Below are 24822 nucleotides of genomic sequence, written 5' to 3'. Positions count from 1 at the left end.
CGGCTGGCGTGGATCCCGCGGCGCGCCGGCGAGCGCGGGGCGGTCGAGGTCGGCGCGCTGCCGAACCTGCTGCCCGGCGGCCGTCCGGCCACCGACCCGGAGGCGCGCCGTCAGACCGCCTCCGCCTGGGGGCTGGCGGAGCTGCCGGCCCGCTTCGGCCGCGACACCGGCGGGATCATCACCGCCGCGGCCGCCGGGGAGCTGGACGCCCTGGTTGTCGGCGGCGTCGAGATCGACGACCTCCCCGATCCGGCCGCCGCCGACGAGGCGCTGGCCAGGGCCCGCTTCGTGGTCAGCCTGGAGCTGCGGCCGAGCGCCGTCACCGCGCGGGCGGACGTGGTGCTGCCGGTCGCGGCGGTCGCCGAGAAGGCGGGCACCTTCCTGGACTGGGAGGGCAGGGTCCGCTCCTTCGAACCGGCGCTCAAGCCCGACCAGATGACGCAGCGCCACCTGAACGACGACCTGCGGGTGCTGCACATGCTGGCCGACGCCATGGACAAGCACCTGGGCCTGCCGGACGTGATCGCGGCCCGTCGCGAGCTGGACGCCTTCGGGCCCTGGCGCGGCGAGCGCGCGGACGCGCCGATCGAGCTGGCCCACCAGCTGCCGCGCCCGAGCGCGGGTGAGGCGGTGCTGGCCGGCTGGCGGCAGCTGCTCGACAACGGCGTGCTGCAGCAGGGCGACGAGGCGCTGGCCGGCACCCGGCATCCGGCCGTCGCCCGGCTCTCCCCGGCGACCGCGGCCGAGATCGGCGTCGCCGACGGCGCGCCGCTCACCGTGACCGGCCCGGCGGGCGTCGTCGCGCTGCCGCTGGCGATCACCCCGGAGCTGCCGGACCGGGTGGTCTGGCTGCCGCTCAACTCGAGCCCGGGCGGGGTCGCCAGGACGCTCGGAGCGGTGCCCGGCCGGATCGTGGCGCTGGCCTCCACCACTGAAGAGAAGCCTGACATGGAGGAGCAGCGGTGATGCATCCTGCGGTGCTGCTCGCGGCCGAGGACCTCTCCTTCTTCGGACGCGACCCCTGGTGGCTGGTGCTGCTGAAGGCGGTGTTCGTCTTCGCGTTCCTGGTGCTGACGGTGCTGATCGCCATCGTCTGGGAGCGCAAGGTCGTCGCCTGGATGCAGCTGCGCATCGGTCCCAACCGGCACGGCCCGTGGGGCCTGCTGCAGAGCCTCGCGGACGGCGTGAAGCTCGCCCTGAAGGAGGACCTGGTCGTCACGGCGGCCGACAAGGTGGTCTTCGTGCTGGCTCCGGTGCTCTCCGCGATCCCGGCCTTCATGGCCTTCGCGGTGATCCCTTTCGGGCCGGCCGACCACCAGATCTCCATCTTCGGCACCCGGACCACGATGCAGCTGACCGACCTGCCCGTCGGCATCCTGTTCATCCTGGCCACGGCCTCGATCGGGATCTACGGCATCGTGCTGGCCGGCTGGGCCTCCGGCTCGACGTACCCGCTGCTCGGCGGCCTGCGCTCGGCGGCGCAGATGGTCTCCTACGAGATCGCGATGGGCCTGAGCTTCGCGGCGGTCTTCCTCTACTCCGGCTCGATGTCGACCTCCGCGATCGTGGACGCGCAGACGCACACCTGGTTCGCGGTGCTGCTGCCGGTGAGCTTCCTGGTCTACCTGGTGTCGATGGTCGGCGAGACCAACCGCGCCCCCTTCGACCTCCCCGAGGCCGAGGGCGAGCTGGTCGGCGGTTTCAACACCGAGTACTCCTCGCTGAAGTTCGCGATGTTCATGCTGGCCGAGTACGTCAACATGGTCACCGTCTCGGCCGTGGCCAGCGTGATGTTCCTGGGCGGCTGGCGGGCGCCGTGGCCGATCAGCGCGTTCTGGGCCGGGGCCAACCACGGTTGGTGGCCGATGCTGTGGCTGATCATCAAGATCCAGCTGCTGCTCTTCGTCTTCATCTGGCTGCGCGGCACGCTTCCCCGGCTGCGCTACGACCAGTTCATGAAGCTGGGCTGGAAGGTGCTGATCCCGGTCTCGCTGGTGTGGCTGCTGCTGGTGGCCACCGTCCGGGCGCTGCGCAACCAGGGCCACAACTTCGGCGACGTGGTGCTGTACGTGGCGGGCGGCGTGGTCGCGCTGGTGCTGCTCTCGGTCCTGTTCGACATGCTGCGGCCGAAGAAGGAGGGGCCCGCCGAGGCGGGCGCCGGCCAGGAGCCGTTCGACCCGATGGCGGGCGGCTTCCCCGTGCCGCCGATGCCGGGGCAGCAGCTCCCGGCGGTGCCGCGGCGCCCGTCGCGGGCGGGCGAGTCCACCACTGTTCCTGCACTGAAGGGAGACGACGGTGCCCTCTGAACATTCTTCGTGGGGGTTGGGACCCGCCGCGGGCTTCGGCGTGACCTTCAAGGCCATGTTCAAGAAGCGCCTCACCGAGCAGTACCCCGAGTACAAGAAGCCCACGGCGCCGCGCTTCCACGGCCGTCACCAGCTCAACCGGCACCCGGACGGGCTGGAGAAGTGCGTCGGCTGCGAGCTGTGCGCGTGGGCGTGCCCGGCGGACGCCATCTACGTCGAGGGCGCGGACAACACCGACGAGGAGCGCTACTCGCCCGGTGAACGGTACGGGCGGGTCTACCAGATCAACTACGCCCGCTGCATCCTGTGCGGCCTCTGCATCGAGGCCTGCCCGACCCGGGCGCTCACCATGACCAACGAGTACGAGCTGGCCGACAGTTCCCGCGAGTCGCTGATCTTCACCAAGGAGCAGCTGCTGGCCGGGCTGACCGAGGGCATGGTCGACACGCCCCACGCCATCTACCCGGGCACGGACGAGGGCGACTACTACCGCGGCCAGGTCACCGAGGCCGCTCCGGGCACGGAGCGCCAGGTCGCGGTCAGCAAGGGGGAGGTGGCCTCGTGACCTCCACCGGTGAGGCCGTCCAGTTCTGGGTGCTCGCGGTGATCGCCGTCGGCGGCGCACTCGGCATGGTGCTCTGCCGCAAGGCGGTCCACTCGGCGCTCTGCCTCGCGGGCACCATGATCGCGCTGGCGATCTGCTACATGGCCGAGGGCGCGGTCTTCCTCGGCATCGTGCAGATCGTCGTCTACACCGGCGCGATCATGATGCTTTTCCTCTTCGTGGTCATGCTCGTGGGCGTCTCCTCGGCCGACTCGGTCAAGGAGGCGCTGAAGGGCCAGCGGGTCGCCGCCGTGCTCGGCGGGATCGGCATGGGCGTGCTGCTCTGCGCCGGGATCGCCAACGCGCACCTGCGGAACTTCACGGGAGTCGGCGCGGCGAACCAGGCGAGCGGCGGCAACGTCCCGGGCCTGGCGCGGCTGATCTTCACGCAGTACGTGTGGGCCTTCGAGGTCACCGGCGCACTGCTGATCACCGCCGCGGTCGGCGCGATGGTGCTGACGCACCGCGAGGCCACCGAGGTCCGCCAGAGCCAGCGCGAGCTGGCCGAGCAGCGGGTCCGCCTCGGCACCCAGGTCACGCCGCTGCCGGCGCCCGGCGTCTACGCCCGCCACAACGCGGTCGACGCGCCCGGCCTGCTGCCGGACGGCACCCCGGCCGAGATCAGCGTCAACCCGACGCTGCGTCAGCGCGGGCAGATGCGCCGACTCGGCAGCGACGTGCTGCGTCGCATGGGCGAGCTGGAGTCCGGCGCCGCGCACTGGCTCGGCCGGAAGACGCCGAAGCCGCGCACGGGCGGCGAGCTGGCCCACGTCGAGCGGACCGGTGAGGAGCAGCAGCGGGAGGTGGAGTCGAAGTGAACCCCGTCAACTACCTGTATCTGGCGGCGCTGCTGTTCACGATCGGCGCCGTCGGCGTACTGGTGCGGCGCAACGCGATCGTGCTGTTCATGTGCGTCGAGCTGATGCTCAACGCCTGCAACCTGGCCCTGGTCACCTTCTCCCGGCTGCACGGCAACCTGGACGGGCAGATCATCGCCTTCTTCACCATGGTGGTCGCGGCGGCCGAGGTGGTCGTCGGTCTGGCCATCATCGTGAGTGTCTTCCGCACCCGTCACTCGGCCTCGGTCGACGACACCAACCTCATGAAGCTGTAGCGGCGGAGGCGACACGACAGTGGACAATCTCATCCCCGTACTGGTCGCGGTTCCGCTGCTGGGAGCGGCTCTGCTGCTCTGCGGCGGGCGCCGCCTGGATCGCGTCGGGCACTGGCTCGGCACGCTCCTCGCCTTCGCCTCCTTCGGCGTGGGGCTCGCGCTGTTCTTCTCGATGCTGGGACGCTCGACCGCCGACCGGCCGGTCCACGTCACCCTGTACACCTGGATCCCGGTGAACGGCTTCCAGGCCGACGTCGGGTTCCAGCTGGACCAGCTGTCGATGACGTTCGTGCTGCTGATCACGGGCGTCGGCTCGCTGATCCACCTGTACTCGGTCGGGTACATGGCGCACGACCAGAAGCGCCGCCGGTTCTTCGGCTACCTGAACCTCTTCCTCGCGGCCATGCTGCTGCTGGTGCTGGCCGACAACTACCTGCTGCTGTATGTCGGCTGGGAGGGCGTGGGTCTCGCGTCCTACCTGCTGATCGGCTTCTGGCAGCACAAGCCGAGCGCGGCCACGGCGGCCAAGAAGGCGTTCCTGGTCAACCGCGTCGGCGACGTCGGCCTGTCCATCGCGGTCATGCTGATGTTCACCACCTTCGGGACCTTCGCCTTCACGCCCGTCTTCGCGCACGCCTCGCAGGCGACGCAGGCGACGCTGACCGGCATCGGGCTGATGCTGCTGCTGGCGGCCTGCGGCAAGTCGGCGCAGGTGCCGCTCCAGTCCTGGCTCGGCGACGCGATGGAGGGCCCGACCCCGGTCTCGGCCCTGATCCACGCGGCGACGATGGTGACCGCCGGCGTCTACCTGATCACCCGCTCCTCGGCCATCTTCAACCTGGCGCCCACGGCGCAGCTGGCCACGGTGGTGGTCGGCGCGGTGACGCTGCTCTTCGGTGCGATCGTCGGTTGCGCCAAGGACGACATCAAGAAGGCGCTGGCCGGCTCGACCATGTCGCAGATCGGCTACATGGTGCTGGCGGCGGGCCTCGGCCCGATCGGCTACGTCTTCGCGATCATGCACCTGGTCACCCACGGCTTCTTCAAGGCCGGTCTCTTCCTCGGCGCCGGTTCGGTCATGCACGGCATGAACGACGAGGTGGACATGCGGAAGTACGGCGGCCTGCGGAAGTACATGCCGCTGACCTTCGTGACCTTCGGCCTCGGGTACCTCGCCATCATTGGCTTCCCGGGACTGTCCGGCTTCTTCTCCAAGGACAAGATCATCGAGGCGGCCTTCGGCCACGGCGGGACGGAGGGCTGGATCCTCGGCACCTGCACGTTGGTCGGCGCGGCCGTGACCGCCTTCTACATGACCCGCGTCATGCTGATGACCTTCTTCGGCGAGAAGCGCTGGGTCCCCGACGCCGACGGCCACGACCCCCACCCGCACGAGTCCCCGGCCGTCATGGGCGCCCCGATGGTGATCCTGGCCTTCGGCTCGGTGTTCCTCGGCGGGCTGTTCAGCATCAACTCCTCCTTCGTCCACTGGCTGAGCCCGGTGACGGGGTACCAGGAGGGCCACTCGCCGCTGAGCACGACGACCGTGACCGTCTGCACGACGGTCGTCCTGCTGCTCGGCGTCGGCGTCGCCTGGATGATGTACGGCCGCAGGCCGGTCCCTGCGGTGCCGCCGCTCGGCTCGCTGCTCACCCGGGCCGCCCGCCGGGACCTGCTGCAGGACGACTTCAACCACGTCGTCCTGGTCAGCGGCGGCTCGCACCTGACCCGCTTCCTGGTCTACCTCGAGGGCAAGGGCCTGGACGGGCTGGTCAACGGCATCGCCGCGCTGATCGGCGGGACCTCCGGCCGGGTGCGCAAGGTCCAGAACGGTTATGTCCGCTCCTACGCCCTGTCGATGTTCGGCGGCGCGCTGGTGCTGGCCGCCACCACGCTCCTGATGAGGGCCGTCTGATGAGCTTTCCGATTCTGACAGTCGCCGCCGCGCTGCCGGCCGTCGGCGCGGTCCTCACCGCCGCGCTGCCGCCGGCCACCAACACCCGCAGTCGCGACCGCAACAAGGTCGTCCCGCTGCTCTTCTCGCTCGGGACGCTCGTCCTGGCCTGCGTCGTCGCCGCCCGGTTCCAGCCGCACGGGGCGCGCTACCAGATGACCGAGCACCACAGCTGGATCCCGCAGTTCGGCATCAGCTACAGCCTGGGCGTCGACGGCCTCGGGGTGGTGCTGATCCTGCTGACGGGCGTGCTGGTGCCGTTCGTGATGCTGGCCTCCTGGCACGACGCCGACCCGGTCGTCGACGACTCGGGGACCTTCGAGCGCAACCGCCGCACCCAGGGCTTCTTCGCCCTGATCCTGGCGGTCGAGGCGATGGTGGTGATCGCCTTCGAGGCCACCGACGTCTTCCTGTTCTACGTCTTCTTCGAAGCCATGCTGATCCCGATGTACTTCCTCATCGGCGGCTTCGGGGACCGGACCAAGGGTGAGGACGCGCGGCAGCGCAGCTACGCGGCCGTCAAGTTCCTGCTCTACAACCTGCTGGGCGGCCTGGTCATGCTGGCGGCGGTGATCGGCCTCTACACCATCACCCACACCTTCGACCTGGTCTCCATCACGACCGCGCTGCAGAACGGCTCGCTGCACTTCTCCTCGACGGCGGAGAACGCCCTCTTCCTGGGCTTCATGTTCGCCTTCGCGGTGAAGGCGCCGCTGTGGCCGCTGCACACCTGGCTGCCGAACGCCATGGGCGAGGCCACGCCGGGCGTCGCGGTGCTGATCACCGCGGTCGTCGACAAGGTCGGCACCTTCGCGATGCTCCGCTTCTGCCTGCAGCTGTTCCCGCAGGCGAGCAAGACCTTCGCGCCGGCGATCCTGGTGCTCTCCGTGATCGGCATCCTTTACGGGGCGCTTCTGGCGGTGGGCCAGAAGGACATCAAGCGGCTGGTCGCCTACGCGTCGATCTCGCACTTCGGCTTCATCATCCTCGGCATCTTCGCGCTGACCAGCCAGGGCCAGTCGGGCGCCGAGCTGTACATGGTGAACCACGGCGTCTCCACGGCCGCCTGGCTGCTGGTGGCGGGCTTCCTGATGTCGCGTCGCGGCAGCCGGCTCATCTCCGACTACGGCGGCGTGCAGAAGGTCGCACCGGTCCTGGCCGGCACCTTCCTGGTGGGCGGGCTGGCGATCCTGTCGCTGCCGGGTCTCGGCCCGTTCGTCAGCGAGTTCCTGGTCCTGGTCGGCACCTTCGAGCGCTATCCGGCGCTCGGCATCGTCGCCACGGCGGGCATCGTGCTGGCCGCGCTGTACGTGCTGGTGCTCTACCAGCGCACCATGACCGGCCCGGTCAAGCCCGGCAACGAGGGCGTGGGCGACCTGAAGGCCCGTGAGCTGGTGGTCGTCGCCCCGCTGATCGCGCTGCTGCTGGTGCTGGGCGTCTACCCGAAGCCGGTCGCCGACATCGTCAACCCGTCGGTGAACCAGACGCTCTCCCAGATGGGGCAGAGCGACCCGGCGCCGCACATCAACGCTGCTACGACGACCACCACCGGAGGCGGCCAGTGACCGGCATGACGCTGGCGGCGGCGATTCCCCCGATCCCCGCGCCGCACATCGAGTACCTGCAGCTGTCGCCCATGCTGGCGGTCTTCGGCGCGGCGCTGGTCGGCGTCCTCGCCGAGGCCTTCGTGCCGCGCCGGCACCGCTACACGGCGCAGATCGGCATCGCGCTGGCGGGCCTGGCGGCCTCGTTCGGGCTGATCCTCTACCTGGCGGTGGACGGCTACGCCACGAACAAGGCGGACCTGGCCGCGATGGGCGCGGTCGCGGTCGACGGCCCGTCGCTGTTCCTGCAGGGCGTGATCACACTCGTGGCGGTCGTCGCCGTGCTCCAGTTCGCCGAGCGGCGGCTTGAGCCGCGCTCGTCGACGGGCGCCTCGGTGGACGCGTTCGCGCCGGAGGCCGCGGCGGTGCCCGGCAGCGACGCGGAGCGACGGGCGGCGACGTCCGGTCACGCGACCACCGAGGTCTACCCGCTGACGATGTTCGCGGTGGGCGGCATGCTGCTCTTCCCGGCCGCCTCGGACCTGCTGACGATGTTCGTGGCGCTGGAGGTCTTCTCCCTGCCGCTCTACCTGATCTGCGCGCTGGCACGCCGCCGTCGGCTGCTGTCGCAGGAGGCGGCGGTCAAGTACTTCCTGCTCGGCGCGTTCTCGTCCGCCTTCTTCCTGTTCGGCCTCGCGCTGGTCTACGGCTACGCGGGCTCGGTGCAGCTGAGCCGGATCGCCGACGTGGTCGAGGGCAGGGCGACGATCACGCCGGCGCTGGCGCAGACCACCGGCAACGACGTGCTGCTGCTGATCGGCCTGGCGATGCTGGGCGTGGGCCTGCTGTTCAAGGTCGGCGCGGTCCCCTTCCACATGTGGACGCCGGACGTCTACCAGGGCGCCCCGACGCCGGTCACCGGCTTCATGGCCTCGGCGACCAAGGTGGCCGCCTTCGGGGCGATGCTCCGGCTGCTCTACGTCGCCTTCCCCGGCCTGTCCTGGGACTGGCGGCCGGTGCTGTGGGGCGTGGCGATCCTGACCATGGTCGCGGGCGCGATCATCGCGGTGACCCAGACGGACGTGAAGCGCCTGCTGGCCTACTCGTCCGTGGCCCACGCCGGGTTCATCCTGACCGGCGTGATCGCGCTGGACCGCAGCGGCCTCGGCGCGGTGATGTTCTACCTGGCCGCGTACTCCTTCGTGACGCTCGGCGCGTTCGCCGTGGTCACCCTGGTGCGCGACGCGGACGGGGAGGCGACGCACCTGTCGCGCTGGGCCGGGCTCGGGCGGCGGTCGCCGCTGCTGGCGGCGGTCTTCGCGCTCTTTCTGCTGGCCTTCGCGGGCATCCCCCTGACGAGCGGCTTCACCGGGAAGTTCGCGGTGTTCCAGGCCGCGTCGGGCAGCGGGGGGACGGCGCTGGTCATCGTCGGTGTGCTGTCCTCGGCGGTGGCGGCGTTCTTCTACATCAGGGTCATCGTGCTGATGTTCTTCTCGGACCCGCGCGCCGACGGGCCGACCGTCGCCGTGCCGAGCCCGCTGACGGGCGCGGCGATCGGGCTCGGCGCGGTGGTCACCGTGGTGCTCGGCGTGGCGCCGGAGTACTTCCTGCATCTCGCGAACCAGGCGTCACTCTTCGTACGGTGAAAGGTCCGGGAACGCCGGAACAACCCTGGTGCGCGCCCGGCCCGCTGTGACAGTGGGCCGGGCGCGCTCGGTGATCGACAGCCGACCGGATACGCTGCCCTTGGTGGCTCTTACCAGCCACCCCCACCCGACCAGCGCAAGGAGTGTTCCCGGTGACCGTCGTGGGGCCCTTCGGGCTGAGCGTGCAGGACCAGGCACTGGAGACCGACGTCCGCCTCGGGCTCTCCGCCGTCGAACAGGCACTGGCCGAGGCGACCAAGAGCGACGTGCCGTTCATCACAGTCGGCGCACAGCATCTGCTCCACGCGGGCGGCAAGCGGTTCCGCCCGCTGCTGGCGATCCTCGCCGCCCAGTTCGGCGACGCGAACGCGCCGGGCGTGGTCCCGGCCTCGGTGGTGGTCGAGCTGACCCATCTGGCCACGCTCTACCACGACGACGTGATGGACGAGGCGTCCATGCGCCGCGGCGCGGTCAGCGCCAACGCCCGCTGGGACAACTCCGTCGCCATCCTCACCGGGGACTTCCTCTTCTCGCGCGCGTCGCAGATCCTGGCCGACCTGGGCCCGGAGGCGGTGCGGCTGCAGTCGCAGGCGTTCGAGCGCCTGGTCACCGGCCAGATCCTGGAGACGGCCGGTCCCGGCCCCGAGGACGACCCGGTCCGGCACTACCTGGACGTGCTCTCGGGCAAGACCGGCTCACTGATCGCCGTCTCCTGCCGCCTCGGCGCGCTGCTGGCCGGGGCCGACGAGTACGTCTGCGACATACTGACCCAGTACGGCGAGCGCATCGGCATCGCCTTCCAGCTGGCCGACGACGTGCTGGACATCGCCAGCGACAGCCAGGAGTCGGGCAAGACGCCCGGCACGGACCTGCGCGAGGGCGTCCCCACGCTGCCGGTGCTGCTGCTGCGCGCCGCCGAGCCGGACCCGTCCGTCCCGGGCGACCTGCGGCTGCGCGAGCTGACCGCCGGGCCGATCGAGGACGACGAGCTGCACGCCGAGGCGCTGCGCCTGCTGCGCGCCCACCCGGCGCTGGCGCGGGCGCGGGAGGAGACGCTGCGCTGGTCCGAGGAGGCCCGCGCGCTGCTGCGTCCGCTGCCGGACTGCTCGGCCAAGACGGCCCTGGAGGGCCTGTGCGACGCGGTCGCTCTGCGCACGATGTGATCGCTAGCATGTGACCATGCCGCTCCCGCCCGTGCCGCTGCGTGTCGTGATAGCCGAGGACTCCGTGCTGCTGCGCGAGGGTCTGACCCGCTTGCTGACCGACCGCGGTCTCGCGGTCGTCGGCGCCGTGGAGGACGGTGAGGCGCTGCTGGCGCTGGTCGACGGGCTGGCGGCGTCCGCGGAGGGCGCACCGGACGTGGTGGTGGCGGACGTGCGGATGCCGCCGACCCACACCGACGAGGGCGTGCGCGCCTGCATCGCCCTGCGTGAGCGGCACCCCGGCGTGGGCACCCTGGTGCTGTCGCAGTACGTGGAGGAGCGCTACGCCGCGGAGCTGCTGGCGGGCTCGACCCGCGGGGTCGGCTACCTGCTGAAGGACCGGGTGGCGGAGGTGCGCGAGTTCGTGGACGCGGTCTCCCGCGTCGCCGCCGGCGGCACCGCGCTGGACCCGGAGGTGGTCGCGCAGCTGCTGGGCCGCAGCCGCAAGCGGGACGTGCTGGCCGATCTGACGCCGCGGGAGCGGGAGGTCCTAGGCCTGATGGCCGAGGGCCGCAGCAACGCGGCCGTGGCGCGTCAGCTGGTGGTCTCCGACGGCGCCGTGGAGAAGCACGTCAGCAACATCTTCGCGAAGCTGGGCCTGGGCCAGAGCCCGGAGGACCACCGCCGGGTGCTGGCGGTGCTGACCTATCTCAATTCCTGATTGACCGTCAGATATCGTGTCCTCGGGATCCACCGCCAGGCACCTTGACGGGCATAGGATCTTTTACGCGGAGCACCACCATCGGTGACGAGGGAGGCCCACGTCGTGACCAGCAGGGTCGAGGAGACGGGTTCCACGTTCGACGAGTCCCATGATCCGGAGTCCGAGCCGGCCAATGGGGGCAAGCGGGTGCGGCGGCTCGACCGCGTCGTCATCCGCTTCGCCGGGGACTCCGGTGACGGTATGCAGCTGACCGGTGACCGCTTCACCTCCGAGACGGCCGGCTTCGGCAACGACCTGTCGACGCTGCCGAACTTCCCGGCCGAGATCCGGGCCCCGGCAGGCACCCTGCCCGGCGTCTCCAGCTTCCAGCTGCACTTCGCCGACCACGACATCCTCACCCCGGGCGACGCCCCGGACGTGCTGGTCGCGATGAACCCGGCCGCGCTCAAGGCGAACCTGGCGGACCTGCCGCGCGGCGCGGAGATCATCGTCAACACGGACGAGTTCACCAAGCGCGCGCTGGCCAAGGTGGGCTGGCAGGCGGACCCCCTCGACGACGGAACGCTGGCCGAGTACCGGGTGCACCCGGTGGCGCTGACCACGCTGACGGTGGAGGCGCTGAAGGAGACCTCGCTGTCGCGCAAGGACGCGGAGCGGGCCAAGAACATGTTCGCGCTCGGGCTGCTGTCCTGGATGTACCACCGGCCCACCGAGGGCACCGAGACGTTCCTGCGGGCCAAGTTCGCGAAGAAACCCGAGATCGCCGAGGCCAACGTGCTGGCGTTCCGGACGGGCTGGAACTACGGCGAGACCACCGAGTCGTTCGCGGTCTCCTACGAGGTGGCTCCGGCGGCGCGGGCCTTCGCGCCGGGGCGCTACCGCAACATCTCCGGCAACCTGGCGCTGGCGTACGGGCTGATCGCGGCCTCGCGGCAGTCGGGTCTGCCGCTGTTCCTGGGCTCCTATCCGATCACCCCGGCCTCCGACATCCTGCACGAGCTGTCGAAGCACAAGAACTTCGGCGTGCGGACCTTCCAGGCCGAGGACGAGATCGCCGGGATCGGCGCGGCACTCGGGGCGGCCTTCGGCGGCGCGTTGGGCGTGACCACGACGTCGGGGCCGGGCGTCGCGCTCAAGAGCGAGACGATCGGGCTGGCGGTGTCGTTGGAGCTGCCGCTGCTGGTGGTGGACATCCAGCGCGGCGGTCCGTCGACGGGCCTGCCGACCAAGACCGAGCAGGCGGACCTGCTGCAGGCGATGTTCGGGCGCAACGGCGAGGCGCCGGTGCCGATCGTGGCGCCCGCCTCGCCGGGGGAGTGCTTCACCATGGCGCTGGAGGCGGCGCGGATCGCGCTGGCCTATCGCACGCCGGTGTTCCTGCTGTCCGACGGGTACCTGGCCAACGGCTCGGAGCCGTGGCGCGTCCCGGAGGTCTCCGAGCTGCCGGACCTGCGGGTCGAGTTCGCGACCGAGCCCAACGCCCCCGACGGCTCGGGCGGCTTCTGGCCGTACCTGCGCGACCCGCAGACGTTGGCGCGGCCCTGGGCGGTGCCGGGCACGCCAGGGCTGGAGCACCGCATCGGCGGGATCGAGAAGCAGGACGGGACGGGGAACATCTCCTACGACCCGGCCAACCACGACCACATGGTCCGCACCCGCCAGGCCAAGGTCGACGGCGTCAGCGTCCCGGACCTCGCCGTGGACGACCCGGGCGGCGACGCGGGGCTGCTGGTGCTCGGCTGGGGCTCGACCTTCGGGCCGATCGCCGCCGGCGTGCGGCGCGCCCGCGCCGCGGGCGGCAGGGTCGCCCAGGCCCACCTGCGCTACCTCAACCCCTTCCCGGCCAACCTCGGCGAGCTGCTGCGGCGCTACGACAGGGTGCTGGTGCCGGAGATGAACCTCGGGCAGCTCGCGATGCTGCTGCGGGCCAGGTACCTGGTCGACGCCCGCTCGTTCACGCAGGTCAGCGGCATGCCGTTCAAGGCCGCCCAGCTGGCCGCCGTCATCTCGGAGGCGCTCGATGACTGAGATCAAGGCGACCGGCGTCACGGCGAACGGCGCGCTGAAGCTGACGGCGAAGGACTTCAAGTCCGACCAGGAGGTGCGCTGGTGCCCCGGCTGCGGGGACTACGCGATCCTGGCCGCGGTGCAGGGCTTCCTGCCCGAGCTCGGCATCCCCAGAGAGAAGATCGTCTTCATCTCCGGGATCGGCTGCTCCTCGCGCTTCCCGTACTACCTCAGCACCTACGGGATGCACTCCATCCACGGCCGCGCCCCGGCGATCGCCACCGGGCTGGCGTCCTCGCGGCCGGACCTGTCGGTGTGGGTGATCACCGGGGACGGCGACGCGCTGTCCATCGGCGGCAACCACCTGATCCACGCGCTGCGCCGCAACGTGAACCTGAAGATCCTGCTGTTCAACAACCGGATCTACGGCCTCACCAAGGGCCAGTACTCGCCCACCAGCGAGCCCGGCAAGATCACCAAGTCGACCCCGATGGGCTCCCTGGACGAGCCGTTCCGCCCGCTGTCGCTCGCGCTCGGCGCGGAGGCGGGCTTCGTGGCCCGCACCATCGACTCCGACCGCCAGCACCTCACCTCGGTGCTGCGCGCCGCCGCCCAGCACCAGGGCACGGCGCTGGTGGAGATCTACCAGAACTGCAACATCTTCAACGACGGCGCCTTCGAGGTCCTGAAGGACCCGGCGACGCGGGACGCCGCCCTGCTGCGCCTGGAGCACGGGCAGCCGTACCGTCTCACGCCTGACGGCGAGGAGATCGTCCACGACGTGACCGACCCGGACCCGACGCGCGCCTTCGCGCTGTCCCGGCTCACCGAGCCCACCCCGATCGGGGTGCTGCGGGCGGTGGCCAGGCCCGCCTACGACCGGCAGTTGAACGCGCAACTGGACCAGGCCGTCGCGGAGCGTGGTGAGGGGGATCTGTCGGCGCTTCTTAGCGGTTCCGACACGTGGATGGTTCGGTGAGGTCACACAGGCGTTAGGGAGCCGCTAAGATCCCGGCCTGCGTTAACGGATGTCCGATATGTCCTATCGGGCGGGAGTATGCATAGGTGGTCCACTCCCGCCCGGATCGGAATCCACCACCATGGCCGGCACCATCAGCCCCTCTGGCGAGGTCGAACTCCCGGAGAGCCTCGGCTACCGAGTGAAGAAACGTTTGCTCGGTAAGCCCCTGGTCACCGAGCAGCTCAGCCACGAGAAGCTCTCGAACTCCGTCGCACTCGGCGTGCTGGCCTCGGACTGCATCTCGTCCATGGCCTACGGCTCCGAGCAGATGCTGGTGATCCTGATCCCCGCGATCGGCATCGCCGCGTTCACCGCGCTGATCCCGCTGACCTTCGTGATCCTGGGCCTGCTGGTCCTGCTGACCTTCTCGTACCGCGAGGTCGTCTCGGTCTACACCCGGGCGGGCGGTTCGTACGTCGTCGCACGCGAGAACTTCGGCCCCCGGATCGCCCAGATCGCGGCCGTCGCACTGCTCATCGACTACATCGTCACCGTGGCCGTCCAGGCGGCCGCCGGTACCGACGCGCTGGTCTCCCTCGGGCAGTTCCTCTGGGGGAACGGGTCCTTCATAACCCTGGTCGCCGACCACAAGCTGTGGCTGACCGTCGCGGTCGTGCTGCTGCTGTGCTGGGGAAACCTGCGCGGCATCCGCGAGGCCGGCCGGGCCTTCGCCCTCCCCGCCTACCTGTTCATGGGCGCGATGGGCCTGCTCGTCATCGTCGGCTTCCTCCGCTTCCTCACCGGCGACCACACCCAGCTGAGCACCCACCAGGCCGGGATGTACACCCTCGGCACCGGGGAGCACGGCTTCTTCTACGGCGCGGCACTGCTCACCATGCTGCGCGCCTTCGCCAACGGCGGCTCCTCGCTGACCGGCCTGGAGGCCATCTCCAACGGCGTCAGCGTCTTCCGCAACCCGCAGGGCAAGAACGCCCGCAAGACCATGGTCGTCATGTCGGCCGTGCTGGGCACCGGCGTCCTCGGGGTCTCGCTGCTGGCGCACATCACCCACGCGACGCCGTTCGTGGACGGCACCCCGACCGTCGTCTCGCAGGAGGCCAGCTGGGCCTTCGGCAGCAGCTGGTACGGCAACGCGGCGCTGGTCTTCGTACAGCTCGCCACCGCGCTGATCCTCTACACCGGCGCCAACACCTCCTTCAACGGCTTCCCCTTCCTGGCCAGCTTCGTCGCCGAGGACTCGTTCCTGCCGCGCCAGCTGACCCGTCGCGGGCACCGCCTCGCCTTCTCCAGCGGCATCATCGTGCTGACCGTCGTGTCGCTGCTGCTGCTGATCGGCACCGACAGCGACCTGACCCGTCTGGTCAGCCTGTACGCGATCGGCGTCTTCACCGGCTTCACCATGGCCGGCGCGGGCATGGTCAAGCACCACCTGGACCGCCGCGAGGGCAAGTGGAAGATCAAGGTCGCGATCAACGGCGCCGCGGCCGTCGCCTCGTTCGCGGTGGTCGGGATCTTCGCGGTCACCAAGTTCACCGAGGGCGCCTGGATGGTCGTGGTGATCTTCCCGATCGGCGTCTGGTCGCTGATCAAGGTCAACAAGCGCTACCGCGAGGAGGCCGAGGCGCTGGCCATGGCCCCGGTCGACGCCACCAGCCCGACCCCGCGCCGCCAGGTGATGTACATCCTGGTCGACCGCGTCGACCTGGCCGTGCTCAAGGCGATCCGCTACGCCCGCTCGATGCGGCCCGCCGAGATCCGCGCGGTGCACTTCATGACGGACGACCGCGAGGCCGACCGGCTGCGGCTCCAGTGGAGCAACGTCGAGGTCGGCGACCTGTCGCTGGAGATCGTCGAGTGCCCGGACCGCCGCATCGCCCGCGCCCTGGTCGAGCTGATCGCCCGCACCGCCAAGCGGGAGAAGAGCCAGATCACGCTGCTGATCCCGGAGCGCAACTACTCGCCGGTCCTGGGCCGTCTGCTGCACCGCCGCACGCCGGACCAGATCGCCCGCGCGGTCGGCAAGCTGCCGAACGTGGTCACCACCATCGTCCCGTTCGACGTGGTGAGCGCCCACGACGAGCTGGAGGACGCCGCGGCGTCCGGCATCAAGGTGGAGAAGCTGGACCACCTCGACCACACCATCGAGGGCTCGGACCACGCCGACAGCGAGCACTGACGCCGCGCCGAGAACCGCTCGCGCGATGAGCGCCCCCACCCGGACTTCCGGGGCGGGGGCGCTCTCGCTTACCGTCCTCGGATGAGTGGGAGACGTCACGAGCAACGCACCGGACTGTGGCTGGGATTCGCCGCCTACGCGATGTGGGGGTTCTTCCCCCTGTACTGGCCGCTGCTGAAACCGGCCGGCGCCTGGGAGATCCTGGCGGACCGGATGGCCTGGTCCCTGGTCGTGGCGGTCGCGCTGCTGGCCCTGCAGCGGCTGAGGCGCCCGGACGCGCTCTCCTGGATACGCCCGCTGCTGCGGCAGCCGAAGCGGCTGGCGCTGATCGGCCTGGCGGCCGTGGTGATCAGCGTCAACTGGGGCATGTACATCTGGGGCGTCAACTCCGGTCACGTCGTCGAGACCTCGCTCGGCTACTTCATCAACCCGCTGGTCACCATCACCTTCGGCGTGCTCGTCCTCAAGGAGCGCCTGCGGCCCGCGCAGTGGGTCGCCGTGGCGACGGGCGCCGCCGCGGTCCTGGTGCTGACCCTCGGCTACGGCCGGCTGCCGTGGATCGCGCTGACGCTCGCGTTCTCCTTCGCCACCTACGGACTGCTGAAGAAGACGGTCAACCTCGGCGGCCTGGAGGGCTTCGCACTGGAGACGGCGTTCCTCTTCCTGCCGGCCCTGGGCTACCTGCTGTGGCTGTCCGCGAGCGGGCGGTCCACCTTCACCGGGCACGGGCCCGGGCACAGCGCGCTGCTGGCCCTGTGCGGGGTGGTGACGGCCGTCCCGCTGGTCGCCTTCGGCGCGGCCGCGGTCCGGGTGCCGCTGACCACGATGGGGCTGCTGCAGTACCTGGCCCCGGTCTTCCAGTTCCTGCTCGGCATCGCCGTCTTCCACGAGCACATGCCGGCCGAGCGCTGGGCCGGCTTCGCCCTCGTCTGGGTGGCGCTGCTGGTCCTGACCGTGGACGGGTTGCGGCAGGCCCGCAGGGGAGCTGACGCCACGTCGGGCGCGGAGCGCGACCCCTTGACAGCGGTGGGTCCCGGGGTTTCTGATATGCGCGATCCTGTTTGATTGCGTTCAGGGACGTCCGACTCTGTGTGAGGCGGGGCCCTCCGCGGCGAGGGGGCGAGGAAGCGACATGCTGGCGAAGCGGCGCCAGTCCGTGATCCTCGCGGAGATCCGCCGGTGCGGCAGCGTCCGGGTGGGGGAGCTGTCCGCGCGCTTCGGCGTCTCCGACATGACGATCCGCCGGGACCTGGCCGAGCTGGCCCGGCTGGGGCTGGCCCTGAAGGTCCACGGCGGCGCGCTGCACGCCGACGGCGCGGGCGGCGTGGAGCCCGGCTTCGAGGCCAAGACGGAGTGGGAGCCGCAGGCCAAGGACGAGATCGCCCGGCTCGCCGCGCGCCTGGTCCGTCCCGGCACCGCGATCGCGGTCTCCGCGGGCACGACGACCCGGGCCTTCGCCCGCCATCTGCTGCGCGTCGAGCGGCTGACGGTCGTCACCAACTCCGTCCGCGTCGCCGAGGTCTTCGCCGAGGCCCGGCGGCCCGCCCGGCCCGGCCCCACGGTCGTGCTGACCGGCGGCGTGCGCACTCCCAGCGACGCGCTGGTCGGCACCATGGCGCGGCTGGCCCTGCACGACCTCCACGTCGACCAGCTCTTCCTCGGATGCCACGGGGTCGACCCCACGGCGGGCCTGACCACCCCCAACCTCGCCGAGGCGGAGACCAACCGCGCGCTGATCGCCTGCGCGGGCAGCGTGGTCGTCCTCGCGGACCACAGCAAGTGGGGGGTGGTCAGCCTGTCGTCCTACGCGCCGCTGTCCGCGGTGGACACGCTCGTGACGGACGCCGGGCTGCCGGCCGGGGCCAGGCAGCAGGCCGGCGCCGCCGTGGGACGGGTGCTGGTGGCGGGGGGCTGACTCCGCGCGGCCCGCGGCGGCCTACGCGGCGTACTGCTTGGCCGCCGCCTCCAGCGCGGTCTGCAGCCGGCCGGGATCGCGGTTCGTCACGAACGCGTTGAGCGCCGCGTCGATCGCGTTGTTCCAGGCCGCGCGGGCCACCACGCCGTGGGTGAGGGAGCCGACCACCTGCTTGGTGGTCCACTCCACCATCGACCAGTTCGAGTACTGGTCGAACAGGCCCCGTTCGGTCGAGCCGATGACCGCGCGCGGCGGGATCGCGCCCTTGACCGTGGTGAAGGAGTCCTGGCCGGCCTGGCTGCCGCACTCGACGAGCCAGGCGATGGCCGCGTCGCGGTCCTTGGCGCCCTTGGGCAGGGTGAAGCAGTCGGAGGCGAACAGGAAGGCCTCGGAGGTGCCGGGGGCGGTGGACCAGGCGTAGTCGCGACGGGGGGAGAGCCCGGCGAGGGTGAAGGTGGCCTCGGTCCAGTCGCCCATGATCTGGTAGGCGGCGGTACCGTTGCCCACCATCGCGCTGGCCTGGTTCCAGGTGACCTCCGCGGTCGGATTGACCGCCAGGGAGAGGATCTCGCGCAGCGCCTCGAGGGCCGCGGTGACCTGCGGGGAGCCCCAGTCGCCGCCGCGCCGCCACAGCGAGGGCCAGCCGGCGGCGCCCAGCTCGGCCAGCAGCAGACACTCCATCAGGTGCTTGAGCTGCCAGATCTCGTTCGGTGTGACGGAGATGGCCAGCGGGTTCTTGCCGGTCGCGGCGACCTTGTGCAGGGCGGTGACGAAGTCGGCGACGGAGGCGGGCGCGGTCGGGACGCCCGCGTGCTCGCAGACGCGCTTGTTGGCCCAGATCAGGTTGATGTGGTGGATGTCCAGCGGTACCGACCACTGCTTGCCGCCGCGCTGGGTCAGCTGCAGCAGGGTGGGGCTGAGCAGCCTGTTCCAGCCCTGCTGCCGGTAGAGGAAGCCGAGGTCCTCCAACTGCCCCGCGTCGATGTAGTCGTCGAGCATCGCGCCGGCCTGGCCCTGGAAGGTGTCCGGCGGGTTGCCGGCCTTCAGGCGGCGGGCGAGCTCGGCCTTGGCGTTGGCCCCGGCGCCGCCGGCGACCGCGCGGTTGACGAAGTCGATGTGGGGGTTGTGCACGTGGAACTCGCTGACCAGGGAGGCGAGCGCGGCCGCCTCCCCGCCCTCGGTCCACCAGGAGAAGACCTCCAGGGAGGCGGGGGTTCCGGACGGGCCGGTGACGCTGGTGCTGCTGCTGGCGCAGCCGCTCAGCAGCGCCGTCCCCGCGCTGAGGCCGGTGAGACCGGCGGCGGCGAGGACGGCGCGGCGGCTGATGCTCATACGTGATGCCTTCTGGCTCGAACCGACGGCGCCCCCGCACTGGGCGCGTGTGACGGTCCATGGCATCGGCATCAACTGTGGTGCGTCAAGGTGCCTTTCAGCAGATGAGACGGGGTACGCGAGGCGCTCTGACACCCCGTCGAGTGGTGTGTACCACGCTGCGCGCGCCCTCCCTCGCCAGGGTGCTACGGAAGCTGGAAGGTGCTCTGCACCGGGTAGTGGTCGCTCGGCGACCGGGTGTCGCTCTGACCCTGGGTCCAGCCGGCCTGCGGGTCGAAGTCCGTGGTGACGGACGGCAGCGCCAGCGGGGTCGGGCGGCCCGGCGCGTTCAGGTAGCCGATGTAGTCGAGGCTGTCCTGGTAGTCGCTCGGGAAGGACTCGACGCCGGACATGTACTGGCACCAGGCCGAGACCGGGCAGTCCATGGTGGTCAGCTGGCTCGGGTCGGTGGCGGGGGTGCCCAGCACGCCGCCCACGGCGTTCTGCGCGTTGGTGTAGTCCCCGCGCGAAGCGCCGTGGAAGTACTCGACGTTGAAGTCGCCGCCGATGAGCACCGGCGCGGAGGAGCCGACGATGCCGTCGACCCAGCTCTTGATCTCGCCGAGCTGGGCGAGGCGGGTCGCCTGCGTGGTGTCCGTGGAGGTGCCGGACTGGTCGGCCTGCAGGTGCGTGCCGACGACCCAGGTGTTGACGCCGTTCTTGTCGATCTCCGCCAGCGCGGCGCCCTTGTTGGAGTCGTAGTCCCAGGTGCCCGAGGTCGAGTTGGAGAAGACGTGCGCGTACTGGGCGGTGATCGGGTACTTCGAGAAGATCATGGTGCCGCCGTTGATGACGAACAGCGAGTTCGAGCAGTCCCCGCTGATGCCGTTCCAGCCGCCGCCGGAGCAGACCTGGCCGACGACCGGCGTGTGGTACGGGTACTGGGCGGCCAGTGCGCTCTCGATGTTGCTGGTCGAGCTGTGGTTGAACAGCTCGTCCAGGACCACCACGTCGGCGTTGTGCTGCTTGATGATCGACTCGACGACCGGCGTGCGGCCGGCGGCGTTCTCACTCTCGGTGCTGTCGACCACGGAGGTGGCCAGGTCGACGTTCCAGGCGAAGACGGAGAGCGAGTTGCCGGTGGTCGACGCGTGGGCGGCGGGCGCGACGGTCAGGCCACCGAGAACGGCGGTGGCTGCGGCGACGGCGGTGGCGAGCAGAGCGCGCTTGCGCACGAGGGTCTCCTCGGTAGAGGCGGGCCGGTGCATGACGGAGCTGCACGCTAACTACCGAGAAGTAAGTTTGGAAGAACGACGCATGAGCAGATGTGATCGGTCGACCGAAGACTCGGTCGACCGATCACTTGTCCGGACTAGTTCCCGTAGAAGATCTTCACTTGTCTGGACTACTTGGCCAGGTTCTCCAGGAACTGCGGGGTGACCGCGCCGGCGTAGACGGTGCCGTTGTCGGTGACCAGCACGTTGAACGCCTTGGTGGTGAACAGCGTGCCGCCGGGGACGGAGTGGCCGAGGGACTTGAGCGCGTCCGCCGGGTTGCCGCCCTTGCCGTTCTTGGCGGTGGCCGAGGGGCTGATCTTGTAGACGGTCGTCCAGCCGGTGCCGATCATCTGGACGTCGTCGCCTCGCGCCTGCCCGTTCTGCGGGCCCTGCGCGCCCGGGTGGCCGGGGGCGTGCTTCTGCTGCTGACCGGCGCCCCGCTGCGCGGACTTGGTGGTCAGCTTCGCGCCCTGCGGCAGGGTGAAGTCGAAGGTGCTCGCGGCCGGCTCGGCGTAGCTGATGCTCGCGAACCGGACGTCGGCGATCGGGCTGCTGCCGTCGGACGGGTCCACCTGGACGCCGAGCGCCATGTCCGTCCGCGCGTCCACGGACAGGCGCACGTCGCCGATGGTGGAGCCGGCTCCCTTGGGGGAGATGACGAGGACGTAGACCTGGCGCCCCGCCACCATCGAGTTGCCGTCGACCGAGACCGAGCTGAACGGTGCGATCTCCTGAAGCATCCGCGCGGCGTCCGCAGGGGTGCTCATCGCCGGGGCGCTCGGATGCGTGGTCGCCTCGTCCGGGTTGATCCCGGTGTACTGGGTGGCCTGGTTGCTCCGGCTGTCGTACGACCAGGCCTCGGTGCCGTTGTGGACGAACCGGACCGTGGTGCCGGTGTCCGTCGAGCTGAAGGCCTGACGGTTCGGGCCGTCCATGGCCACGGTGAAGTCGTGCGTCCCCGACAGCAGACCGAGCAATTGCTGCTCCGCCTGCTGGGCCTGCGGGTCCGCGGCCGCGCTCGCGCCCGACTTGGCGCCCGAGGCGCCGAGCGCCGAGGGCAGTTGCGAGACCAGCTGAGAGGGCAGGCCCAGGTCCACGGTCGACTCGACCGTGCCGGAGAAGGACTGCTGGTGGCTGCTGAGCGCACGCGCCAGCAGGGCCTGCGCCGACACCGCTGGCAGCGAGGGCCCCGCGGCCAGCGCCGTCCCCGCGGCCACGGAACCCGCTACGGCCGCCACGGCCGCCGACGCCAGCAGCAGCCGCTTACGGCTCGTCCGGGCGGTGCTGTTCGACATTGATCGTCCCTCCGTCGTCTTTCCCACCCTGTCATTGAACGCCTCGCCCCCGTCCGCGGCATCGGCCCACGGGCGCAAAGCCCGTTCCACCCGTCGGACTACGGAACCCTGAGACGTTCTCAGGGTTACTCGAGGGCCGGGCCAGCAGATCCGCGTATGGTTCAGCTCATGAAGCACCAGTCGAACGGGCAACCGGGCGCGCAGCCGAGCGCGCAGCCGACCGCGAACGCGATGCGTCGGGCCGTCAGTCGCGCCCGGAGCGGGGTAGCCCTCGACGTCGCCGAGGCCGCGGTGCTGCTGCAGGCGCGGGGTGACGCCCTCACGGAGCTCGCCGCGTCCGCCGCCCGGGTGCGCGACGCGGGGCTGGAGGCGGCGGGTCGACCCGGCGTCATCACCTACTCGAAGAGCGTCTTCATCCCCCTGACCCGGCTGTGCCGGGACACCTGCCACTACTGCACCTTCGTCACCGTCCCGGGCAAGCTGCGCCGGGCCGGGCACGGGATGTTCATGTCCCCGGACGAGGTGCTGGACGTGGCCCGCAAGGGCGCGGCGCTCGGCTGCAAGGAAGCCCTGATCACCCTCGGCGACAAGCCGGAGGACCGCTGGCCCGAGGCACGCGAGTGGCTCGACGCGCACGGCTACGACGACACCGTCGCCTACGTCCGCGCCGTCTCCGTCCGCATCCTGGAGGAGACGGGGCTGCTGCCCCACCTCAACCCGGGCGTGATGTCCTGGACGGACTTCCAGCGGCTGAAGCCGGTCGCCCCCTCCATGGGCATGATGCTGGAGACGACCGCGACCCGGCTCTGGTCGGAGCCCGGCGGCCCGCACTACGGCTCCCCGGACAAGGAGCCCGCCGTCCGGCTGCGGGTGCTGGAGGACGCGGGCCGCTCCTCCGTCCCCTTCACCTCCGGCCTGCTGATCGGCATCGGCGAGACCTACGAGGAGCGGGCGGAGTCCCTGTTCGCCCTGCGCCGGATCTCCCGGGCCTACCACGGCATCCAGGAACTGATCATCCAGAACTTCCGCGCCAAGCCGGGCACGGCGATGCGCGGCATGCCGGACGCCGAGCTGGACGACCTGGTCGCCACGGTCGCCGTGGCCCGGCACATCCTGGGCCCGTCCGCCTGTCTCCAGGCCCCGCCGAACCTCGTGGACAGCGAGTACGAGCGGCTGATCGGCGCCGGGATCGACGACTGGGGCGGGGTCTCGCCGCTGACCATCGATCACGTCAACCCCGAGCGCCCCTGGCCGCAGATCGAGGAGCTGGCCGAGCGCTCCCGGGCGGCCGGCTTCGAGCTGCGCGAACGCCTCTGCGTCTATCCCGAGTACGTGCGCCAGGGCGAGCCGTGGCTGGACCCGCGCGTGCTGCCGCACATCCGGGCGCTGGCCGACCCGGAGACCGGGCTGGCACGCGAGGACGCGTTGCCGGTCGGCCTGCCCTGGCAGGAGCCGGAGGAGGCGTTCACCGCCTCCGGCCGCACCGAGCTGCACGTCGAGATCGACGCCGAAGGCCCCGGCGGAGGCCGCACGGGCGACCGGCGCGGCGACTTCGACGACGTCTACGGCGACTGGGAGTCGCTGCGCGAGGTCGCGGCGGTGACCGGCGCCCCCGACCGTGCGGGCGTGGAGCGGCTGGACGCGGACGTGCGCGAGGCGCTCGCCGTCGCCGCCGACGACCCGCGCCGGCTGACGGACCCGCAGGCGCTGGCGCTCCTGCACGCCGACGGCCCCGCGCTCGACGCGCTCTGCTCCGTCGCCGACGCGGTCCGCCGGGACGTCGTCGGCGACACCGTCACCTACTGCGTGACGCGGAACATCAACTTCACCAACGTCTGCTACACCGGCTGCCGCTTCTGCGCCTTCGCGCAGCGCCGCACCGACGCGGACGCCTACACGCTCTCGCTCTCCCAGGTGGCCGACCGCGCCGAGCAGGCGTGGGAGGTCGGCGCGACCGAGGTGTGCATGCAGGGCGGCATCCACCCGGACCTCCCCGGCACCGCCTACTTCGACATCGCCCGGGCCGTGAAGGACCGCGTGCCCGGCATGCACGTGCACGCCTTCTCGCCGATGGAGGTCGTCAACGGCGCGACCAGGACCGGGCTGTCCATCAGGGACTGGCTCACGCAGGCCAAGGAGGCCGGGCTCGACACCATCCCCGGCACCGCCGCCGAGATCCTCGACGACGAGGTCCGCTGGGTGCTGACCAAGGGCAAGCTGCCCGCCGCGACCTGGGTCGAGGTCGTCACCACCGCGCACGAGCTCGGCATCCGGTCCTCGTCCACCATGATGTACGGGCACGTGGACCAGCCCCGTCACTGGCTCGGCCACCTGCGGGTGCTCACGGAGATCCAGGACCGCTCGCTCGAAGCCGGCCGGGGCGGCTTCACCGAGTTCGTGACGCTGCCGTTCGTGCACACCAACGCGCCCGTCTACCTCGCCGGCATCTCCCGGCCCGGCCCGACGACGCGCGACAACCGGGCCGTCACCGCCATGGCCCGGCTGCTGCTGCACGGGCGGATCCCCAACATCCAGACCAGCTGGGTCAAGCTCGGCGCCGAGGGAGCGGCGGAGATGCTCCGCAGCGGCGCCAACGACCTCGGCGGCACGCTGATGGAGGAGACCATCTCCCGGATGGCGGGCTCCGCCTACGGCAGCTACAAGTCCATCCGCGACCTGGAGGCCGTCGCCGCCGCGGCCGGTCGTCCGGCCGCCCAGCGCACCACCCTCTACGGCGAGGTCCCCGCCGAGCGGCGCGCGGCCGCGCTGGCCTCGGACGGGCACCTGCCGGAGCTGCTGCCGGTGATCGAGTAGGGCCGGTTCCG

19 protein-coding genes are annotated in these 24822 nt (G+C 71.0%); 16 read left to right on the top strand and 3 right to left on the bottom strand.

Features of this window, described 5'->3' with window-relative positions; all coding sequences use genetic code 11:
• From TR48_RS25360 to TR48_RS25290, 15 genes are all read left to right on the top strand, one after another.
• Nucleotides 1–966: molybdopterin-dependent oxidoreductase (locus tag TR48_RS25360; RefSeq protein ID WP_042371327.1), on the top strand; the 966-nt coding region annotated here is incomplete at its 5' end.
• The gene (gene nuoH, locus TR48_RS25355) at nucleotides 966–2306 is read left to right on the top strand and encodes an NADH-quinone oxidoreductase subunit NuoH (protein WP_042371324.1); all 1341 of its coding nucleotides are present in this window, start codon (nucleotides 966–968) and stop codon (nucleotides 2304–2306) included. The genes TR48_RS25360 and nuoH, both read left to right, overlap by 1 nt.
• Nucleotides 2296–2871: an NADH-quinone oxidoreductase subunit NuoI gene (gene nuoI / locus TR48_RS25350; protein WP_042371323.1), complete on the top strand. Its 576-nt coding sequence runs from the start codon at nucleotides 2296–2298 to the stop codon at nucleotides 2869–2871. Before nuoH ends, nuoI begins: the two co-directional genes overlap by 11 nt.
• Nucleotides 2868–3728 (top strand): NADH-quinone oxidoreductase subunit J, encoded by an 861-nt coding sequence (locus TR48_RS25345; protein WP_042371321.1) that lies wholly within the window; start codon nucleotides 2868–2870, stop codon nucleotides 3726–3728. Before nuoI ends, TR48_RS25345 begins: the two co-directional genes overlap by 4 nt.
• Nucleotides 3725–4024: an NADH-quinone oxidoreductase subunit NuoK gene (nuoK, locus tag TR48_RS25340; protein ID WP_037605876.1), complete on the top strand. Its 300-nt coding sequence runs from the start codon at nucleotides 3725–3727 to the stop codon at nucleotides 4022–4024. The genes TR48_RS25345 and nuoK overlap by 4 nt, the downstream gene beginning before the upstream one ends.
• A 19-nt stretch (nucleotides 4025–4043) precedes the next feature.
• Nucleotides 4044–5939, top strand: a complete 1896-nt coding sequence (nuoL, locus tag TR48_RS25335; protein ID WP_042371318.1) for an NADH-quinone oxidoreductase subunit L — start codon at nucleotides 4044–4046, stop codon at nucleotides 5937–5939.
• A complete protein-coding gene (locus tag TR48_RS25330) occupies nucleotides 5939–7543 on the top strand; it encodes an NADH-quinone oxidoreductase subunit M (protein ID WP_042371316.1) in 1605 nt (534 codons plus the stop codon). Before nuoL ends, TR48_RS25330 begins: the two co-directional genes overlap by 1 nt.
• 5 nt (nucleotides 7544–7548) lie before the next feature.
• Nucleotides 7549–9168, top strand: coding sequence for an NADH-quinone oxidoreductase subunit NuoN (gene nuoN / locus TR48_RS25325; protein WP_042371357.1), 1620 nt, complete (start codon nucleotides 7549–7551; stop codon nucleotides 9166–9168).
• Nucleotides 9169–9320: 152 nt separating this feature from the next.
• Nucleotides 9321–10331 carry a polyprenyl synthetase family protein gene (locus TR48_RS25320; protein ID WP_042371315.1) on the top strand — a complete coding sequence of 337 codons (1011 nt, stop codon included), beginning with the start codon at nucleotides 9321–9323 and terminating at the stop codon, nucleotides 10329–10331.
• A 16-nt stretch (nucleotides 10332–10347) separates the two neighbouring features.
• Complete coding sequence (locus TR48_RS25315; RefSeq protein ID WP_042371355.1) at nucleotides 10348–11031, top strand: response regulator transcription factor; 684 nt, start codon at nucleotides 10348–10350, stop codon at nucleotides 11029–11031.
• Between the two features lie 105 nt (nucleotides 11032–11136).
• The gene (locus TR48_RS25310) at nucleotides 11137–13062 is read left to right on the top strand and encodes a 2-oxoacid:acceptor oxidoreductase subunit alpha (protein WP_042371352.1); all 1926 of its coding nucleotides are present in this window, start codon (nucleotides 11137–11139) and stop codon (nucleotides 13060–13062) included.
• On the top strand, nucleotides 13055–14020 hold the full coding sequence (locus TR48_RS25305; protein WP_042371313.1) for a 2-oxoacid:ferredoxin oxidoreductase subunit beta: 966 nt from the start codon (nucleotides 13055–13057) through the stop codon (nucleotides 14018–14020). The genes TR48_RS25310 and TR48_RS25305 overlap by 8 nt, the downstream gene beginning before the upstream one ends.
• Nucleotides 14021–14141: 121 nt before the next feature.
• Entirely contained in the window at nucleotides 14142–16199 is a 2058-nt protein-coding gene (locus TR48_RS25300; protein ID WP_042371312.1) for an APC family permease, read from the top strand.
• An 81-nt stretch (nucleotides 16200–16280) separates the two neighbouring features.
• Nucleotides 16281–17264, top strand: coding sequence for an EamA family transporter RarD (gene rarD, locus TR48_RS25295; RefSeq protein WP_084729748.1), 984 nt, complete (start codon nucleotides 16281–16283; stop codon nucleotides 17262–17264).
• Between the two features lie 67 nt (nucleotides 17265–17331).
• Nucleotides 17332–18114: a DeoR/GlpR family DNA-binding transcription regulator gene (locus TR48_RS25290; protein ID WP_042371310.1), complete on the top strand. Its 783-nt coding sequence runs from the start codon at nucleotides 17332–17334 to the stop codon at nucleotides 18112–18114.
• A 21-nt stretch (nucleotides 18115–18135) separates the two neighbouring features.
• Here TR48_RS25290 and TR48_RS25285 read toward each other — a convergent pair whose 3' ends face one another.
• The 3 genes from TR48_RS25285 to TR48_RS25275 form a co-directional block, all read right to left on the bottom strand.
• On the bottom strand, nucleotides 18136–19446 hold the full coding sequence (locus TR48_RS25285; protein ID WP_042371308.1) for an ABC transporter substrate-binding protein: 1311 nt from the start codon (nucleotides 19444–19446) through the stop codon (nucleotides 18136–18138).
• A gap of 185 nt (nucleotides 19447–19631) precedes the next feature.
• Nucleotides 19632–20660 carry a sphingomyelin phosphodiesterase gene (locus tag TR48_RS25280; protein WP_236652319.1) on the bottom strand — a complete coding sequence of 343 codons (1029 nt, stop codon included), beginning with the start codon at nucleotides 20658–20660 and terminating at the stop codon, nucleotides 19632–19634.
• A 170-nt stretch (nucleotides 20661–20830) separates the two neighbouring features.
• The gene (locus TR48_RS25275; protein WP_042371304.1) at nucleotides 20831–21997 is read right to left on the bottom strand and encodes a LolA family protein; all 1167 of its coding nucleotides are present in this window, start codon (nucleotides 21995–21997) and stop codon (nucleotides 20831–20833) included.
• 168 nt (nucleotides 21998–22165) lie between these two features.
• On the opposite strand from TR48_RS25275, the gene TR48_RS25270 reads away from it, so the two are divergent.
• On the top strand, nucleotides 22166–24811 hold the full coding sequence (locus TR48_RS25270) for a bifunctional FO biosynthesis protein CofGH (RefSeq protein ID WP_042371302.1): 2646 nt from the start codon (nucleotides 22166–22168) through the stop codon (nucleotides 24809–24811).
• The last annotated feature ends 11 nt before the right edge of the window (nucleotides 24812–24822 follow it).

This window comes from Streptacidiphilus neutrinimicus (genome assembly GCF_000787815.1).
In the GTDB taxonomy this organism is placed as follows: domain Bacteria; phylum Actinomycetota; class Actinomycetes; order Streptomycetales; family Streptomycetaceae; genus Streptacidiphilus; species Streptacidiphilus neutrinimicus.
This window is presented reverse-complemented; position numbering and strand designations above follow the sequence as displayed.